This window comes from Actinobacillus indolicus (genome assembly GCF_004519515.1).
In the GTDB taxonomy this organism is placed as follows: Bacteria; Pseudomonadota; Gammaproteobacteria; order Enterobacterales; family Pasteurellaceae; genus Glaesserella; species Glaesserella indolica_A.
Genome location: NZ_CP038145.1, coordinates 1,889,597 through 1,905,172, shown reverse-complemented (window position 1 = coordinate 1,905,172; position 15,576 = coordinate 1,889,597). Strand labels below are relative to the sequence as shown.

Genomic DNA, 15,576 nt, shown 5'->3' with positions numbered 1-15,576 from the left:
TAAATTTAAATAAGCCTATAACAAAATTTGCTATAGGCTTTGATGGCTGAAAAATTGCCTTATTAGATCTAGCTGACTTTACTCTGCTTCAATATCTTCAAAAAGTAGTAATTGTTTTGCACAATTTATAGGGGAGTCAACTCTTAATTCCACCACTTCCCAAGAATTACGATCTTCATCATAGTAAGTATATATTTGAGAAGTCTGGCCATTTAATCCTATTTCACAAAGTCGCCCCAATTTTTCATTAACCTGATTAAGAGAGTGAGCAACTTGACTACGTATAGCCTTTGAGTCACTTCCTTGAAGTTTTTCATTAACAAATACTTGATATTCTCGTTTTGCATGCTCTAAATTTGCCATAGTTGAACGAATCATTCTCTGTTTAAAGTCCATACGGCTGGCTGGTGAACTATGAACGGCAACACACAAATAACCACAAGATTCTTGAGCAAAATTATCAAGATGTGCTGATTTTATATTATGTAATTCATTTTCAAATCTCGTTATTTGACCATAGAGATACTCAGCTTGTTTTTCATGTGACTCTCGTACTCCTACGTTATTATAGCCTCTTTCAGCCTCCCTTCCCTCTCTCAAAGTTTGACGAATTGTATGAATAAGCTCTTGTGTAATAGTAAGCTCTTTTCGTAATTCTTTCGCTGTTGGATAATCATTAGGTTTAATACTGGAATTGATTTTACCAATAAGAGCACCAACTAGCTGAGTCCCTATCTCTGATGATGATCTACCTTCATTTGCAAGGGAAGATCTTTGCTCAGCCGTACAACCTGTAAGCACTAATGATGCAATTCCCATCCATAATATTCCCCATTTATTCATCGGCTAACTCCTTATGATATTTAAATAGAAAGATTTATGTCTAAAGATATTATCAATAAAGCCTATTTTTGTTTTGATCGCATACAATTATCTTAAAATAGATTGATAACTACTCTTCTTAAACTGAACTGTATAGGTTATTAAGATGTATCCTTTTTCATAGAAACTAAAAAAGTGCGAAAAAATAATCTGTAAATATTCCGCACTTTTTACTTAAACATTTATTTCGAACAAAACTGTTTAATCAAGACTTCTGGTGAAGGATTTTTTTCTTTTGGCACTCCCCATCTTACTCCTGCATTAAATAATAGCTCAGCATTTGCTTTATTTTTGCAAAGGAAATTTTTCATAGAATCTTTATTAAAATTTGGATACTTTTCAAAGAAACGATTAAATTTATCATAGCTTGGGGCTTTCTGTAGCACTAATTGAAATGCTTTAACTTCATCTTTCGCCACACCACGTCCATTCATATAAAAATCAACTAAATTTTCGTAAACATAAGGATTACTCGCTTCAAAAGCTTTAGTGTAATATTCAAAAGCTTTCTTATCATCAGGTTTTACACCTAAACCTTCTGCATATAAATCACCAATATTGCTATAAGCTCTGTTATTATTTTGTGCAGCTGCTTGTTGATAAAGCTCCATTGCTTTTTTATAGTCTTGAGCAACACCTTTTCCCCTGCGATATAAATTACCTAAATTATTTTGTGCTCTATAATCCCCTTGAGCCGCAGATTTTTGATACCACTCTGCGGCCTGTTTATAATCCTTTTTATCATCATATAACAGACCAATTTCAAATTCTGTTCCAGAATGTGGCCTTATTTTTTCAGCTTCTAAATAAAGCTCTAAAGCCTTATCAGAATTGCTTTCTACACCAAGCCCTTCTCTATACAGTTCACCTAAATTGTTCATAGCTAAAGCGTGTGTTTTTTTACTTCCCTCTTTATTAGCAATAGCTTTTTCATACCATTCTTTCGCTTTGGTATAATCTTGTTTTACACCTAATCCTTGATGATAAGCCCAACCTAAATTATTTTGAGCCGTTGCGTTATTTTGTTTTTCGGCTTTTAAATAAAACTCAACTGCTTTTTCGTGATCTTTTTTGAGACCAATCCCCTCATCATATCGATAGCCCAACTGCACTTGAGCATGACTATCTCCTTTTTGTGCTAATTCCGTCAGATCTTTCAGTGGCAGTTTGTCATAATCTATATCAGCAAAAACACTGCCTGATGCTAAGACTAGGCTTAATGCCGCAATTTTGGTTAAGGTAAATAAATTTTTTCTCATAAATACCTCATGATTAAATGAATTTGAATTATCAATTTATTAAAAATGTTTAGAAAAATATCCGCCTGTGAGGTTGTTAAATGAAATTATTTAAAAGCCGTAACTCATTTTTCCCCAAAAGCTGACTTTATCTGACATTTTGCCATTATCTAAACTATCTAATTTAGCATTATATAAACGTCTAGCAACAAACAAGTCAAAATTCAGCCCTTTTACTGGTGTTACTTTTAAACCTAGGCCTATAGATGAAACAATTCCATCTTGTCGATTTGAATCATTATAACTAAATTTCCCCCAATCATAGAAAATATAGTTTTTCAAATTCAAGTTACTATATTCTGGCGTAGTAATTTCAGAACGCCAAATAATGCTTTTATCCGAACTCAATCCACTATATCTAAAACCACGAACACTATATACACTAGCGATTGAGTGATAGTCTAAACTTGGTATTTTATTAGCAGAATATTGCCCTTCTAATGATGTTTTAATATTCCAATTTTTAATATCTTGAGAATAGCTCAAGCTATAACTCGTTAGATTATAGTTGCGCTCATAACCAAACTTACTTAAATCATCTGTTTTATTTGAGCCTGGAATTTGATCGGAATAATAGGCTTGATTAACATTAAAAAGCACAGTGCTAGATAATGTCGGTTTAATTTCTCCAGACAACCCTATATTTACACCAGCTAATCCCACTCTGAAGTTATTATCTAAGGCTAAGGCTCCTTGATTTGCCTCAATACGAGAACGTTGATCATAATAACGGTATAAATAACCTGCGTTGAATTTCAGTTGATCTTTTATTCCTATATCAAGGGTTGGGAGATAATAACTCCAATTCAAGCCAATTTGTAATAAATTACCTTGAGCTGTTTTTCGGTCTAATCCATTAAGAAGCCCATTTTTTTCGTCACTATCGGTATGACTATAAGATAAATTCATACCAAGCGTTTGATGTTGTTTATAAAATGGATATAAATAACTCAAATTAAAAGCATAAGAATCTTCAGGTCGCTTAAAACTACTGAGAGCATTAAACGTCAATACATCATCATTACCAGATAAATTCGCATTAATATGCCCTAAACTGAAACGACCATAATTCAAATGACGACTACCATAGTTATCTACTGCAATATAGTTGTAACGTTTGCCATAGGGGGCATGTGAGTACACTGTAAGTGTAGAGCTTTTAGTTTCAGGCTCTAGCTCATAATGCATTAGCGTGACTTTTAATGGATTTTCTTGAGCCATATTCAACTCACGTTGTTCAAACCATTGTCTCCCATCTTCGTGGAATTTATTTTCCTTGAGAGATGGGAGAGAAGCTTCAATGTTTTGATCAGAATAGTCGGCAGTACCTTTGTAATATATTTTTTTATTTTTATAAAGTTCAATAACTTCCAAAATAACTTTATCATTTAGTAATACTCTTGGAGCAACCGAATATTTATTTATATTATTAACATTTATTAAATATTCAATATGTTTTACCAACATATCTATTTCACTATTACAGCATAACTCTTTTGATATGGACTCATCATCTATAATTATATTACCAACATCTCCAATAAGATGTATCCCTTTATACATACCAATCTCATTTGAAAAAACATAACCGGATAAAAATAATGATAAAAACGCATAATATTTTTTCATTTTTACTTTCCTTTTTTCTCTAAATCTACAATTTTAACAGATAAATCTTTAATAACTTTATTTACACCTTTTCGATTTTGCTCTATTTTTTTTATAGTCAAAAAATTATTATATATAACCACCATCTTTTTAATATATTCCAGTGAATCATTTAAACGTTTAAGTTTCTTAAACCCCTGATATACCTTATTAAACATAGGTGGTTTTTTAGAAAAAATCTCTTCAAGCTTCTCTTCATAACGTGATTGTAATGCCATTAATGATTCTGATGATGCAGTTATAACTGTTTTTTTATTTGGTTTTTCATTAATCAAATCATATGCAACCTTAACAAAGTCAGAGAGATTTTTTATACCTAATACTCTTGCAGAAATAGAATCCACTATTTCAATTCCTATATCACTACTCATAATCATATAACTCGCAAATTCTAGCGTATCCATTTGATTTTGATATATTTTATCTACCGTTCGAGCTTCCAATAGAGCCTTTTCTAAATCCTCTTTTGAAGTTAGTTCATTAACTCTTTTTAAACGAGCATCAGAGTATACATTTTCAGGTGTAAAATAATCATGTTCTTTAAAATGCTTTAATATTTCATGACTTACTCTTTTTCCATCAAGATACTCTTTATATAGCTCAATATCTTTATCATCAAAGCTAATTTTTTCTTCGTTATCTAGTTGACCTTCTGCCAGTTTATCAACATTCTCTGTTTGATCATTGATAGGAGCTTCTTCATTCTTTGGCTTCTCTTCTACAGGTTTGTCAACGTTATCAGTTTGATCATCAATAGATGTTTCTTCATTCTTTGGCCGCTCTTCTACAGGTTTATCTATATTTTCTAAATGTACTTTTCGGCATAATTCACCAGCTGAATCAGAAATGCAAACATCATAAGCTCCTGCTGTTTTAAATTTATTGTTACCTTTTTCTTCTAGGATATTTCCTGCACCATTTTCAATTTTTCCTTTAGCAGAAATTTTTATTCCTTCTACAGCTTTAATATCATTATTAGACACATTAATAATATTGCCATGTGAATTACTGATCTCGAGAGTTCTTCCTGCTTCTAACTTTTTATTAGATAGTTCATAATCAGAGGCATTAACTTTAATATTCATTTTACCATCTGCTGATATACTTTTATTACCACTTATATCCCCAATAATATTAATATTATAGCCCTTAATTCTCCCACTACCTTTTATATCTCCTTTAATTAATAAATCATCCCACCCCCTTATATTATTATTGCCATCTATATCTCCTTCAATAGAAATATGTTCACCTTCAATATTTCCATTGTTATTTACATTTCCCTGAATCAATAATCCCCCGAGAGTCTTGATATTTCCGTAACCTTCGACATTTCCTTTAATAGAAATAAAATTATCATTTCCATTTATATTTTTAGCATATTCATTTTCCCTAAAATTAACATTACCTATTATATTTAAAGGTGAATCTCCACTTAATAAAATATCATGATTAATAAATATATTACCTTTAGTATGTAAAGTGCTATTACCCGATGTATATAAACTTCCTATGTTAATAGATGGTTCTTCATGGTTTATAGTAGCTTGATCTTTTATTTCTAAAGGTAATATTTCTAAATCTTTGGTATGTATAGATTGAAACCCTATTTTATGGGACTTAATACTAAGTTGTTCTGATGTTATTCCCCCCAAAGATAGTTTATAACTATCTATACTAGCTATTTTTGTTTCTAAACCATAGTTTGAGTGAAAGTGCACATCATCAAATGAACTTATTTTGAATAGATTTTCTACCTTATATCCATAATCGCCACTAGAACCAAAATATGCAATACCTTTTTCTTCTGTCGTATGTTTATTTAGATAAAAGTTGTTTACATGAAATCCAAATATTGAATTGAGCTCGGCAGTTTGTATATCTAAAGTTACTTTCGGTGCAATAATAGGTCTAGACAAACTTATATATGGAGCTTTCAGTTGAAATGTGGTTTCAGTTTCAGATTCTGATACATTTATCGTATCTTCAAAGGTGATGCCGGTAGAGGCTGTGATAAAAGCATTAGTGTATTTTAGACCATTTTCAAACATACTTTTATCAATAAAAGTCATATTTACATCATCTGAATTGCAATAAGAAGTTAGTGAACAGTCTCTGACAAAAACATTTACAGGATCTAATAACCAATCGCCTAATTTTCCCTTAGGTGCAGAGGTATCTATATGTAGATTTTTACTTAATTTAAGAATATTCCCCGATGTTTCAACAAAACCACCATCACCTGCTTTTTCGCCGCCTTTAGCCGTAATTTTTCCATCTACTTTAGCTTTATCGCCCCAGATAACGACTTTTCCTCCATTGCCTTTTTCTGTAGCAGAGGCATCAATTTTTGCACCTTTTTTGATTTCTGTTTTTTCAGCAAGTTGGATTGTGCCTTTACCTTGTTCGTCACCGCCAATATAAGCTGTGCCACCACCTTGCTTGCCTTTAAGATCGATTACCGCATTCTCTTCAACTGTGATACCTTTCCCTGTAATTTTGATTGCTCCACCACGGTAAACACCATCCGCTGAAATTTTTCCACCCAAAGAAACATCACCCTCTTTAGCTGAAATGGTAACGTGACCTTGTTTATCTTTATCTGTGCTGTGAACATTAAGCGTGCCTTTATTGGTTACTTTACCGCCTGAAAGAGTGATTTTTCCATTTTTAGCAAATACATCACCAAGATTAAGTACTTTATTTTTTGGTGCAGATAAACTGTAAGTGATTGCTGGATTGGAAAGATCGCTTAGCGTAATTTTTTGTCCTGCAAGTAAAAATACATTGCCATTTTCAACTTTAATTTTTCCATTATTAGTCACCGAGCCACCAACAAATGCCACTGTTCCATTCTTAGACACCGTGATTAAACCATTATTGACGATTTCGGCCATCGCTTTATCTTTGGCCTGTTCAAAAGCAAATTTGCCTTTTTTCAAATCTTCATTAGAGATATTCAGTGTTGAGGCGACAAAAGAAGATGTATCAATAACAGCATCTTTCCCAAAAATGATGCCATTTGGGTTGATTAAAAAAGGGGCTGTAGTAGATTAGCACTTATGCTATACTACAAACATGAAGATAACTCGTTGTAAATTAAGTAAAAAAGTTCAAATAAAACTGCTTGAATTTTTTGTTGCACAAGTTACTGCTAGAACAGCAAGTGATTTGCTTGGCATTCAGCACAATTCAGCAGCTTTATTTTACCGCAAAATCAGACTTGTGATAGAATATAATCTCAACCTTGAAGCTCACACTTTGTTTGATGGCGAAGTAGAGCTTGATGAAAGCTACTTCGGTGGCATTCGCAAAGGCAAGCGAGGTCGTGGAGCTGGTGGCAAAACAGCTGTATTTGGTCTTTTGAAGCGTAATGGCAAGGTTTATACTGTTGTTGTAAAAGATACCAAGCAAAGTACCTTAATGCCTATCATCTCAAGCAAAATCAAGCCAGATAGCATCGTTTACACAGATGGTTACAGAAGCTATAATGCTCTTGATGTGAGTGAGTTTAAACACTTTCGCATCAATCATTCCAAAGAGTTTGTCAAAGATCACAACCACATCAATGGCATTGAAAATTTCTGGTCTCAAGCCAAACGAGTACTTAGAAAATACAATGGCATTGACAAGAAAAACTTCCATCTTTTTATCAAAGAATGTGAGTTTAGATTTAACTACAGCACACCATCTAATCAGCTTAAAATATTGAGAAAATGGTGTGGGATTTAGACCTTATCTACTACAGCCCCTTAAAAAAACTTGTCCGTTTGATTTTAATGTACCGTGAAGTTCAGAGAGTTGGTTAGAGACAACTTTATTGAAAACTGCAGAATTTTTATTTTCTTGAATAAATTGAACAAGATCGCCCTTATTGATATTGAAACTTTTCCAGTTAAGTATCGCATTTGGTGAGTTTTTAATAGTTGTTGTGACACCATTCACTTCCATATGCGCTTTCCCCGCAATGACTTCCATCCCTTGTAAGCCATTCGCAAAAGAAGGGGAAGAAAAGAGTAATAGTAAAAGAGAAGCAATAGGAGTGAGTTTTAAAGAAGAAGTATGGACGTTAGTATTTGGGGAAATTATGCTACTTGATTTACTAACTGATTGATTGCTCTGATAAATTTTTTCTTTCATAAAGGACTCTCTTTTTGAAGATTTAAAGTTCAGCTTTAGCACTATAAAGATGCAAAATTTGCTTAAATTATACTCTTGTTTTTGTGTGAATTAAATAGAAAATAATAGGGAATAACAAAGAAATAGGATTATGTAAAAAGAGCGATTGAATCCTTAGCTTGGCTTTGCTTAAGGAGTGATTTATTTCAATGTAAGCTGTAAAAACAACATTTGACACTTTCGCCCTTGCTCCCTATCATCTTTTCCATTCACTTTATTTTTGCTTGGAAAAATTATGCAACACAACCGAATTGAACAATTAAAAACTGCCCTTACACAACGTATCTTAATTTTAGACGGTGCGATGGGGACGATGATCCAACAATTTAAATTGACCGAAGCGGATTTCCGTGGTGAGCGTTTTAAAAATTCTAGCGTGGATCTGCGTGGTAATAACGATTTGCTTACCCTGACCCAACCTTTAGTGATTTCCTCTATTCACGAGAAATATCTTGAAGCCGGGGCGGATATTATTGAAACCAATACATTCAGTTCCACCACCATTGCACAAGCGGACTACGATTTACAAGCGGTCGCTTATGAGCTGAATTTTGCAGGGGCGAAGCTGGCTCGCATTGCGGCGGATAAATACAGCACCCCTGAAAAACCGCGTTTTGTGGCAGGTATTCTCGGTCCGACCAACCGCACCGCCTCAATTTCGCCAAATGTGAACGATCCGGGTTTTCGTAACATTACCTTTATGGAATTAGTCGATGCCTATGCGGAGGCAACTCGTGGCTTAATTGAAGGTGGTTCGGACATCATTATGATCGAAACTATCTTCGATACCTTGAACGCCAAAGCCGCCGCTTTTGCCATTGACCAAGTGTTTGAAGAACTGGGCGTGGAATTGCCGATTATGATTTCGGGGACGATTACCGATGCCTCTGGGCGTACCCTTTCGGGGCAAACGACCGAAGCCTTTTACAACTCGCTCCGCCACGCTAAACCGCTCAGCTTTGGTTTGAACTGTGCCTTAGGCCCGAAAGAGTTGCGTCCTTATGTGGAAGTGATGTCGAAAATCTGTGAAACCTATGTGTCCGTTCACCCGAATGCCGGCTTGCCAAATGCTTTTGGTGGCTACGATTTGGGGGCGGAAGAAATGGCGGCTCACATCAAAGAGTGGGCGGAAAGCGGTTTCTTAAATATCGTGGGCGGCTGTTGCGGTACCACACCTGAACATATCAAAGCCTTTGCGGAGGTAGTGGCAGGGATTAAACCTCGTGCCTTGCCTGAAATCAAAACGGCGATGCGTTTGTCGGGGCTTGAGCCGTTAAACATTGATGATGAAAGCCTGTTTGTGAACGTGGGCGAACGTAATAACGTAACAGGTTCGGCGAAGTTTAAGCGTTTGATTAAAGAAGAAAAATTCAGCGAAGCCATTGAGATTGCTATCGATCAGGTGGAAAACGGTGCGCAAGTGATTGACGTGAACATGGACGAAGCCTTGCTCGACTCGCAAAAATGTATGACCCGTTTCCTCAACATTATGGCGACTGAACCTGATGCGGCGAAAGTGCCTGTGATGATTGACTCGTCCAAATGGGAAGTGATTGAGGCAGGTTTGCAATCAGTGCAAGGCAAGGGGATCGTGAACTCCATTTCGCTCAAAGAAGGCGAAGAAAAATTTATTCACCAAGCAAAACTGGTTCGCCGTTATGGTGCGGCGGTGGTCGTAATGGCGTTTGACGAAGTGGGGCAAGCGGACACCGAAGAACGCAAAGTAGAAATCTGTACCCGAGCTTACGACATTCTCGTGAACCAAGTAGGCTTTCCGCCTGAAGATATTATTTTTGACCCGAACATTTTTGCCATCGGTACGGGGATTGAAGAACACAATAACTACGGTGTGGACTTTATCAACGCCACAGGCCGCATTAAACGTAGCCTTCCACACGCCAAAATTTCAGGCGGTGTGTCGAATGTGTCCTTCTCGTTCCGTGGTAACAATGTGATGCGTGAAGCCATTCACGCCGTGTTCCTTTACCACGCTATCAAGCAGGGAATGGATATGGGGATTGTGAACGCAGGGCAACTGGCGATTTATGATGATCTCGATCCTGAATTGCGTGATGTGATTGAAGATGCGGTGCTAAATCGCCGTCCTGATGCCACAGATCGCCTGTTAGATATTGCAGAAAAATATCGAAATGTGACCGCTAGTAGCAATGAAGACAGCGGCGTTGCCGAATGGCGTACTTGGGCGGTGGAAGAGCGATTGAAACACGCCCTTGTGAAAGGGATCACCAACTATATTATCGAAGATACCGAAGAAGCTCGCCAAAAATTCCCAACACCGCTCGAAGTGATCGAAGGGCCACTAATGGACGGTATGGACGTGGTGGGCGATTTGTTCGGCGACGGCAAAATGTTCCTACCACAAGTGGTGAAATCCGCGCGAGTGATGAAACAGTCGGTTGCTTATTTAGAACCGTTTATCAATGCGACCAAACAGAAAGGCTCGTCCAGCGGTAAAGTGGTAATTGCGACCGTAAAAGGCGACGTACACGACATCGGTAAAAATATCGTGAGCGTAGTGTTGCAATGTAATAACTTTGAAGTGATCGACTTAGGCGTAATGGTGCCTGCGGATAAGATCATTCAAACAGCGATTGACGAAAAAGCGGACATCATCGGCTTAAGCGGTTTGATCACACCGTCTCTTGACGAAATGGAATATTTCTTAGGCGAAATGAACCGCTTGAACTTGAATATTCCTGTGATTATCGGCGGTGCAACCACCTCCAAAGAGCATACGGCGATTAAACTTTATCCAAAATATAAGCACGAAGTGATTTATACCACCAACGCCTCTCGTGCGGTAACGGTTTGTGCGGCATTGATGAACCCTGATACCAAAGCGGAATTGTGGGAACGAATGAAGAAAGAGTACGAGCAAATTCAAGAGGCGTTTGCTAACAAAAAAGCGCCACGCAAACAGTTGCCGATTGAAGACGCACGCAAAAATGCCTTTGATGCGTTCAGTGGCGAATGGGCGGATTATCAAGTGCCAACGCCAAAACAAACAGGCATTGTGGAATATAAAAACGTGCCGATTGCGACCTTGCGGAAATTTATCGACTGGTCGCCGTTCTTCCGTTTATGGGGCTTAATGGGGGGCTATCCTGATGCCTTCGACTACCCTGAAGGCGGCGAAGAGGCACGCCGAGTGTGGAACGATGCGCAAAAAGTGTTGGACGAATTAGAGCAAAATCACAAGCTCAACCCAAGCGGCATTATGGGTATTTTTCCTGCCAACAGCGTAGGTGATGATATTGAAATCTATCAAAATGCCGACCGCACTTTAGTGGCAGGCAAAGTCTATAACCTCCGCCAACAAAGCGAACGTGGCAAAAACAGCAAAAGCCCGTACAATCTTTGCTTGAGCGACTTTATCGCCAGCAAAGCCAGTGGCAAACAGGACTGGTTCGGTATGTTCGCTGTCTGTGCAGGGATTGAAGAACACGACTTAGTGGAAGGCTACAAAGCCGCAGGGGACGACTACAACGCTATCTTACTCCAAGCGGTCGGCGACCGTTTAGCCGAAGCAATGGCGGAATACCTGCACTTTGAACTTCGCACCAAAGTCTGGGGCTACACCAACGAAACCCTAGACAACGACCGCCTAATCCGTGAAGAATACATCGGCATCCGCCCAGCCCCCGGCTACCCAAGCTGCCCTGAACACACGGAAAAACAGATCATCTGGGATTTACTGGAAGTGGAACAACGTATCGGTATGAAACTCACCGAAAGCTACGCAATGTGGCCGGCAGCATCTGTCTGCGGTTGGTACTTCACCCACCCTGCGAGTAATTATTTTACCCTTGGACGCATTGATGAAGATCAAGCGGTGGATTATGCAAAACGCAAGGGGTGGAATGAGAGAGAGATGGTGAAGTGGCTTGGGGTTTCGATGAAGTAAGATTAGAAATGTAGGGTGCCTGTAAACGCACCTTGTAACTAGAAGCGGTTGGATTTTCTCAAAATTTACAAATTATTCGTAGGGGCGGGGTTTATCCCCGCCCGAAAATATCCCACATACAGAAAATATGAAAAATAGTCTCCCCAAACGCCGCAATAATATGCGATTACCACATTACGACTATTCTCAATATGGTTGCTATTTCGTTACAGTTTGCACCAAAAACAGGAATTGTCTTTTTGGAGATATTGCTAATGAAAAAATGCACTTAAATAAAATTGGAATAATGATAGATGAAACCTTAAATGCTTTATTAAAAGATTATCCCAAAAGTGAATTTTCTCACTATGTTATTATGCCAAATCACATACATTTCATTTGGTTTAATCAAGACGATGTTTTACTTTCAAATTTGGTTCGTAAATTGAAAGGTATTACGGCTAAAAAATATCGAGAGATGATGAATAATCAGATTTATGAACCATTATGGCAACGCAGTTTTTATGAGCATATTATTCGAAATGATGAAGATTTTTTGAGAATTTGGGAATATATTGAAAATAATCCATTACAATGGCATTTAGATCGTTTTTATCAATAGATTCGGGCGGGGATAAACCCCGCCCCTACGAAAAATTAATATCTGTGTAGGTGCTATTAGGTGAAATAATCAGCTAACAATCGCCAGTTGTATATTAATTAATAGTAGTCAATTTTTGGAAAAACAGGATATTGAAAAACAAAAACAGGACACTGAACACAAAAAACAAGACATTAAGCAAAATCCTGACAAAAAAACAAGACATTCAGAGAAAACCCAGAAACATATCACCGCACTTTCTCAGATTTTAGCTAATCGTATTTTTTCACGAAGAGATGTGGTCAATATACTTCATCTTTCCGCATCTGCGTCATCGGAATTGATTAAGAAAATGTTAGAAATGAAGGCAATAGAAAAAGTTGCTGGGCAAGGTAAAGGGAAATATCAATTTCGATAAATGGCAAAAACAAGATATTAAAAATGCACACACCCCACATCTACATCGGTACGGGCGGTTATAGCGATACGGATTTAGTCGGTACGCTCTATCCGTTTGGGACGGACAAAACGGATTTTTTGTCGGTTTACAGCCAGCATTACGATACCGTTGAGATCAACAGCACCTTTCACGCCCCGATTGGCTATAAGGCAGTGCAAGGTATGCTAGAAAAGTCTGAAGGGAGATTAAAATTTGGCATAGTAGACAAAAGTGTTGGTAAAAAGTGGGCTAAAGCCTTATAGTACAAGACTTTAAGCCCACTTTTTGAAATATGAACAAAAAACTGTCCTTTTTGCCTTAAGAACAATATCCAAAAGTATGGAAAGAAAAATAATATTCAGAGATACTTTTGTTCATCCTGTCATAAAACCTTTTCTTCCACAAATAAATTAAATCCAATAGATATTTGGACTGATTACACCATAGGAAAACAAACCTATAAACAATTAGCCGAAAAATATCGCTGTTCCATTAGAACTATTCAACGTTATATTGAAAAATCCCCCAAAGCTAAATTAATTCCTTTACAACAAACCTATCTCAAGATTATTGCAGACGTGACCTTCTTTGGTCGTGAATTTGGTGTATTAGTTTTAATAGATACCTTATCTAAAAAAGTCGTTTATCATCGTGTCGTAAAAACAGAAAAAGACCTCTATTATAAGCTCGCATTGAATATACTTCGAGAAAAAGGCTATATGATTCAATCCATTACAAATGATGGACGTAGAGGGCTATTAAAGGATTTATTTAATACACCAATTCAAATGTGCCACTTCCATATGGTCGCCATTGTGATGAGAAAATTAAGAAAAAAGCATCAATCACAAGCAGGTAAAGAATTAAAGATTATTGTAAAAACGCTAAAAGAAAGCCACAAAAATGAATTTTATTTAAGATTACATCAATGGTATTTAAAACATAAAGAGTTTTTAGATGAACGGTCTGAATATCCCAATGAGAAAGGATATTTTCCTTATAAACACCGTAATGTAAGAGAGGCTTATACCAGTTTAAAATACTATATGAAATATTTATTCACCTTTGAAGAATATGCTCACTTAAATATAGAAAAAACAACAAATAGGTTGGAAGGGTTATTTAAAGAACTGAAACAGAAATTATCGGTTCATAGCGGATTAACGAAAAAGCATAAGATTATGTTTATAAAGGATTTTTTAAATAAAAAGAGTTGGTAATAATTAGGAAAAATAATTAAAACCAACACTTTTGTCCATTAGAGGCATAGTTTGCAAAAAAACCAACACTTTTGTCTACTATGCCTAAAATTTTCGGTGAAACTGCATCAAGATTTTAGCCATAAACGTACCGCTACCGCAGAGCAAGCACAGGCATTTTTGGCTGCGTTACAACCGTTGTGTGATAGCCATTGTTTAGCCAATTTATTTGTGCAATTCCCAACCAGTTTCGAGCGTCAGTACACCAATCGTTACTATCTGGCGGAGCTGGTGTCATGGTTCAGTGATTATCCCCTTGCGATTGAATTTCGCCATACCAGTTGGCATACGCAGTCGGTGCTAGACTATTTTCACTGCAAGGAAAATTTGATTTGGTGTAACGTGGATTATCCGCAGAATATCGGTTTGCCTGCCTTTCAGTTTTATGCGAACCAACGCACCGCTTACCTACGATTACACGGTCGCAATCCCCACTGGTGGAAAGCCCAATCGGCACAAGAACGCCACGATTATCGTTATAGCGAAACCGAATTACAACAACTGACAACATTGTTAAATCAGCGAAAAGCGGAGTTTGATCAGCTTTATCTCTACTTTCAAAACACCACCAATAGCCATTCGTTCTACAATATCGAAAGTCTGAAAGGCTATTTGAAGAACAATGGATTTCAAGTGAAAGAAACGCCTGAATTTTTGAGTGGACAGCAGAGTTTGTTTTAATTGTAAAAACTTATCTTGTTTCAACTATCACACTACAAGCGGTGAGATTTATCCAAAATTTTGCAAAATCGAACTTAAACTAATAGGATTTGGACGGCTTGCAATCATTCTAATTTTAGATACTATACATGACTCTTTTATTTTTCTCGGAATTTTAATAATGACTAAATTGAAACTCATTCTATTAACATCAGTGTTAACTTGCTTATTTTCTTGTACAACGGATAATCCTACTGCGTCAAAGAAAGCCCAAACAGGTTATCTAAAAGATACGATTAGCCAAGCTGAATTAAATAATATTAATAACTTTAAACGTTATTATTATTCATGCAATAACCTTGAAACTAGCGAAACATCATTTTTAACTAGCTATTTTCCACTGTCAAAAGAAAGTCGAATGAAAAATAACTTTGGTATATATTTTCAATTAGACGGAGGCAAAGCAGAACCTTTTGATCATATTGAAAATAAGCCAATTAATAGTAAAGGAACGCGCTTTGAAGTGATTTATCGTTCATATCATCCTATTCAAGGAACTTATATTGATTTGATTGCTCGTGAATATAGCTCTACTTACTATAAAAATTATAACGGTACACTCATACCTTGGTTAGAGTGTAAAGAAAGCTAATACCCCATTCATTACAAAATATCTATATGGCTAT

The 15,576-nt window shown here is 36.7% G+C and carries 11 protein-coding genes and 2 pseudogenes; 8 read left to right on the top strand and 5 right to left on the bottom strand.

All coding sequences use genetic code 11. The features are described from left to right. Positions 1-78: 78 nt before the first annotated feature. The 4 genes from EXH44_RS09460 to EXH44_RS09445 all read right to left on the bottom strand — a co-directional run bounded on the left by EXH44_RS09460 (position 79) and on the right by EXH44_RS09445 (position 6,841). Positions 79-843, bottom strand: a complete 765-nt coding sequence (locus EXH44_RS09460) for a hypothetical protein (protein ID WP_162857247.1) — start codon at positions 841-843, stop codon at positions 79-81. A gap of 221 nt (positions 844-1,064) precedes the next feature. Next, positions 1,065-2,141, bottom strand: a complete 1,077-nt coding sequence (locus tag EXH44_RS09455) for a tetratricopeptide repeat protein (RefSeq protein ID WP_162857246.1) — start codon at positions 2,139-2,141, stop codon at positions 1,065-1,067. Between the two features lie 90 nt (positions 2,142-2,231). Further along, positions 2,232-3,809, bottom strand: coding sequence for a ShlB/FhaC/HecB family hemolysin secretion/activation protein (locus tag EXH44_RS09450; RefSeq protein ID WP_162857244.1), 1,578 nt, complete (start codon positions 3,807-3,809; stop codon positions 2,232-2,234). Positions 3,810-3,811: 2 nt separating this feature from the next. Beyond that, on the bottom strand, positions 3,812-6,841 hold the full coding sequence (locus tag EXH44_RS09445; RefSeq protein WP_341867676.1) for a bactofilin family protein: 3,030 nt from the start codon (positions 6,839-6,841) through the stop codon (positions 3,812-3,814). Between the two features lie 85 nt (positions 6,842-6,926). Between EXH44_RS09445 and EXH44_RS09440 the strand changes: the two genes are divergently transcribed. Continuing rightward, the gene (locus EXH44_RS09440) at positions 6,927-7,580 is read left to right on the top strand and encodes an IS1595 family transposase (RefSeq protein ID WP_162856388.1); all 654 of its coding nucleotides are present in this window, start codon (positions 6,927-6,929) and stop codon (positions 7,578-7,580) included. A gap of 3 nt (positions 7,581-7,583) precedes the next feature. Here EXH44_RS09440 and EXH44_RS09435 read toward each other — a convergent pair whose 3' ends face one another. After that, on the bottom strand, positions 7,584-7,988 hold the full coding sequence (locus EXH44_RS09435; protein ID WP_162857242.1) for a filamentous hemagglutinin N-terminal domain-containing protein: 405 nt from the start codon (positions 7,986-7,988) through the stop codon (positions 7,584-7,586). Between the two features lie 274 nt (positions 7,989-8,262). Between EXH44_RS09435 and metH the strand changes: the two genes are divergently transcribed. The 7 genes and pseudogenes from metH to EXH44_RS09400 all read left to right on the top strand — a co-directional run bounded on the left by metH (position 8,263) and on the right by EXH44_RS09400 (position 15,542). Beyond that, positions 8,263-11,952 (top strand): methionine synthase, encoded by a 3,690-nt coding sequence (gene metH, locus EXH44_RS09430; RefSeq protein WP_162857240.1) that lies wholly within the window; start codon positions 8,263-8,265, stop codon positions 11,950-11,952. 127 nt (positions 11,953-12,079) lie between these two features. Then, a complete protein-coding gene (locus tag EXH44_RS09425) occupies positions 12,080-12,553 on the top strand; it encodes an REP-associated tyrosine transposase (protein ID WP_162857239.1) in 474 nt (157 codons plus the stop codon). Between the two features lie 115 nt (positions 12,554-12,668). Next, a complete protein-coding gene (locus tag EXH44_RS09420; protein WP_208717133.1) occupies positions 12,669-12,950 on the top strand; it encodes a hypothetical protein in 282 nt (93 codons plus the stop codon). 23 nt (positions 12,951-12,973) lie between these two features. Then, positions 12,974-13,192: pseudogene (locus tag EXH44_RS09415) on the top strand (DUF72 domain-containing protein); the annotation flags it as partial. 108 nt (positions 13,193-13,300) lie between these two features. Further along, positions 13,301-14,191 carry an IS256 family transposase, variant Zn-binding type gene (locus tag EXH44_RS09410; RefSeq protein WP_416118546.1) on the top strand — a complete coding sequence of 297 codons (891 nt, stop codon included), beginning with the start codon at positions 13,301-13,303 and terminating at the stop codon, positions 14,189-14,191. A gap of 84 nt (positions 14,192-14,275) precedes the next feature. Then, a pseudogene (locus EXH44_RS09405) lies at positions 14,276-14,911 on the top strand (DUF72 domain-containing protein); the annotation flags it as partial. A gap of 160 nt (positions 14,912-15,071) precedes the next feature. Then, positions 15,072-15,542, top strand: a complete 471-nt coding sequence (locus EXH44_RS09400; RefSeq protein ID WP_162857238.1) for a hypothetical protein — start codon at positions 15,072-15,074, stop codon at positions 15,540-15,542. Positions 15,543-15,576: the final 34 nt, after the last annotated feature.